The following is a 3585-nucleotide window of genomic DNA, read 5'->3' as shown; positions in this document are numbered from 1 at the left end:
CAGCGGCCGTTCGTGCGGCGCAAAACGGTAGGGTGCCGCATCCAGGCTCGCTGTCGCATTCTCATTGGCCATTGGCTGCCCCGTCACGATGCCGGCCCGCCTGTTTACGCCGTCCATCTGCCGCCACAAACGTTTGTTGTTGCAGTTCGATCCCGTTCGCCGATCGGCATGGATGAAAAGATCGTAATCTGGTGGCCATGGCATCGCCAGCCGCATGGGCCTAAGGGCACGCTGCAAGCGGTCCACATCGGCCTTGCACGAACGACAATTCGGGAAACCAAGCTTGGCACGTCCGGTCTTTTTCGATCCCACGGGTCGCCGCCGCCGCAATGCGCGGCTGTGGGCGCTGGGCGCGCTTGCGCTGATCGTGCTGCTGAGCCTTGCTTTCGCCTCGACCGTGCTGACAGTTTCCACCCCCTCGCCGCTGCCGTTGGGGTTCGAGCGCCGCACAGCTTTGCCGCTGAAAAGCCAGGTTTCCAGCTTGTCGGCCCGGCTCGGCCACTTGTTCCACCGCCAGGCCGGCGTGGTGAAGGCCGCCGAAGCGGGCACCGCGCCGATCACGCTGGCGTTCTACACCTCGTGGACCGAATCGAGCGCGCCCTCGCTGGCCAAGCACCTGGGCCAGGTCGATTGGGTGGCGCCGACGTTGCTGTTCCTCGATCCCAAGGGCACGATGAAAACCGCCGACGACGCGCCGCTACGCCGCGTGCTGACCGGCGCGCTGCACCAGCCGCTGGTCGTGCCGGTGCTGCAGAACGCCGAGAACAGCCAGTGGAACGGCGAATTGGCCGCAGCGATCGTCCACGATCCGGCCCGCCGCGCCGCGTTGGAAAAGCAGATCGTCGATTACATCGCGGTCAGCGGTTACGGCGGGATCATGGTCGATTTCGAGCGGATGCCGGCCAACAGCTTGCGCGACCTGCAAACCTTCCTGGGCGAACTGCACGCCACGCTGGGGCCTCGGCACAAGGTGGTCACCACCACCGTCCCGGTCGACGATCCGACGTGGAACCTGCCCGCGTTCGCCAACGTCACCGATAAAATCATTCTCATGGCTTACGACGAACATTCCGAACCCGGCGATCCCGGCCCGGTCGCGTCGGATGGCTGGTTCTGGAACCACGTTTCGCAAAGCCTGGCGGGGCTGCCCAAGGGCAAGGCGATCGTCGCGCTGGGCAATTACGGATACGATTGGCACGACGGCAAGGCCGACACGCAGACCGTGGAAGAAGGCTGGCTGGATGCGCACGACAGCGGCGTGACGAAAATCTACAACAAGGCCAGCGGCAACGTGGGCTTTGCGTTCGATGATCAGGGCAGCCGCCATGAAGTGTGGCTGCTCGATGCCGCATCGTCGTGGAACGAGATGCAGATGCTCTCGAAGCTGGGCATCAAGGACGTGGCGCTGTGGCGACTGGGCGCCGAGGACCCGGGGTTCTGGCCGACGCTAAAGGCCTGGCGCGATAACGGATCAAGTGGGGGGGGAAACGCCCGGCCCGACCTCACCCGCATCGATGAGGCGACCAATGTCGATGTCGAAGGCAAGGGTGAAATCCTGCGCGTGACTGCAACCCCCACGCCGGGCACGCGCACGGTCGATTTCGACGCTCGCAACGGCCTGGTCACCGGCGAGGACTACACCAAACTGCCCACGCCCTTCGTCGTCCAGAAAACCGGCGCGCGCGACAAGCTGGTGGCGCTGACGTTCGACGATGGCCCCGATCCGAAGTGGACCCCGGCGATCCTGTCGGTGCTGGAAAAGTACCACGTGCCAGCCACGTTCTTCATCATCGGCGAAAACGGTGTGGGCAATCGTGGCCTGCTCCAGCGGATGATCGCCGATGGCGACGAGATCGGCAACCACAGCTATACCCACCCCAACATGGCCGACGAGGGCCGCACCGGCGTGGCGCTGGAGCTCAACGCCACGCAGCGGCTGATCGAGGCCTATACGGGCCGATCGACCCGGCTGTTCCGCGCGCCTTACTTCGGCGATGCCGAACCGACCACGCCCGACGAGCTTGGCCCGGCATTGCAGGCGCAGCAGCGCGGCTACACCGTGGTGGGGCTGCACGTCGATCCGCTCGACTGGAAGCGGCCCGGCGCGCCGTTCATCATCCAGGACACGATCGATGAAGTGACCGCCGGCAATGCCGACCGCTCGGCCAACATCGTGCTGCTCCACGATGGTGGTGGCGATCGGCAGCAGACGTTGGACGCGCTGCCCGGGATCATCGAGGGCTTGCAGAAGGAGGGCTACCGCTTCGTGCCCGTGTCCACGCTGGCCGGGCTGCGGCAGGACCAGGTGATGCCGGCTGTTTCGGGCTTCGACCTGATTGCGGTGCAGGCCGATGTCGGGCTGTTCGCGATGCTGGCCACGCTGTTGTCGGGGCTCGACTGGCTGTTCTTCTTCGCAATCGCGCTGGGCATTATGCGCGCGCTGGGGCTGACCGCGCTGGCGCTGTTCCCCGAACGCCGGATCGGGCTGCCCAAAGATGCGCCGTCCACAGCCTTGGTCAGCGTGATCATCCCCGCCTTCAATGAAGAACGCGTGATCGAGGCTTCGGTACGCCGCATCCTCGAAAGCGATTACGCCAACGTCGAGGTCATCGTGGTGGACGATGGTTCGAAAGACCGCACCAGCGAAATCGTCGCGGCGGCCTATGGCGACAACCCACGGGTCAGGCTGATGACGCTGGTCAACGGCGGCAAGGCAGCGGCGCTGAACCGCGCGCTGACCGTGGCCAAGGGCGACGTGGTGGTGGCGCTCGATGCCGACACCCAGTTCGAGACCACCACCATCACCAGGCTGGTGCGCTGGTTCGCGCGGTCGACCATCGGCGCGGTCGCGGGCAACGCCAAAGTCGGCAACCGCGTCAACCTCGTGACCAAGTGGCAGGCGGTGGAATACGTCACCGCGCAGAACATCGAACGCCGCGCGCTGACGCGGTTCGATGCGATCATGGTCGTGCCTGGCGCGGTCGGCGCGTGGCGGCGGGCTGCGCTGGAAACCGTCGGCGGCTTCCCCGAAGATACGATGGCCGAGGACCAAGACCTGACCATCGCGATCCAGCGCGCCGGCTGGAGCGTGGCTTACGACGAGGACGCGGTGGCCTGGACCGAGGCCCCAGAAACACTGCGCGCGCTGGGCAAGCAGCGCTTCCGCTGGGCATTCGGCACGCTGCAATGCCTGTGGAAACACCGCGCGATCCTGCGCAAGCGCAAGCCCGGCGGCCTGGCTTACGTGGGCATTCCGCAAGCGTGGCTGTTCCAGATCCTGTTCGCGCTGATCAGCCCACTGATCGACCTGGCGCTGGCGATCTCGATCGTCGGCACCTCGATCCGCCTGGCCCAGCACGGCTTTGCGCAGACCCAGACCGATCTGTTGCGCATGGCGCTGTTCTGGGCGGCATTCAGCACGATCGACCTGGTCTGCGGCTTCGTCGCCGCCCGGCTCGACCCCCGCGAAAAACGCTTCCACCCGTTCCTGCTGCTCAGCCAGCGCTTCGTCTATCGCCAGTTGATGTACGGCGTGGTGATCCGCGCGGTGGGCGCCGCGCTATCGGGGCTGGGCGTGGGCTGGGG

General features: G+C 65.9%; 2 protein-coding genes. One reads left to right on the top strand and one right to left on the bottom strand.

Translation table 11 applies throughout. The annotated features are described in order from the left end of the window. Positions 1–216 (bottom strand): hypothetical protein (locus Q0R16_RS14105; protein ID WP_295637288.1); only part of this gene is annotated, 216 nt, incomplete at its 3' end. A gap of 67 nt (positions 217–283) precedes the next feature. Between Q0R16_RS14105 and Q0R16_RS14100 the strand changes: the two genes are divergently transcribed. Further along, on the top strand, positions 284–3585 hold a 3302-nt coding region (locus tag Q0R16_RS14100; RefSeq protein WP_295637284.1), incomplete at its 3' end, for a glycosyltransferase.

It is taken from the genome of Novosphingobium sp. (assembly GCF_025351285.1).
Classification (GTDB): Bacteria; Pseudomonadota; Alphaproteobacteria; order Sphingomonadales; family Sphingomonadaceae; genus Novosphingobium.
This window is presented reverse-complemented; position numbering and strand designations above follow the sequence as displayed.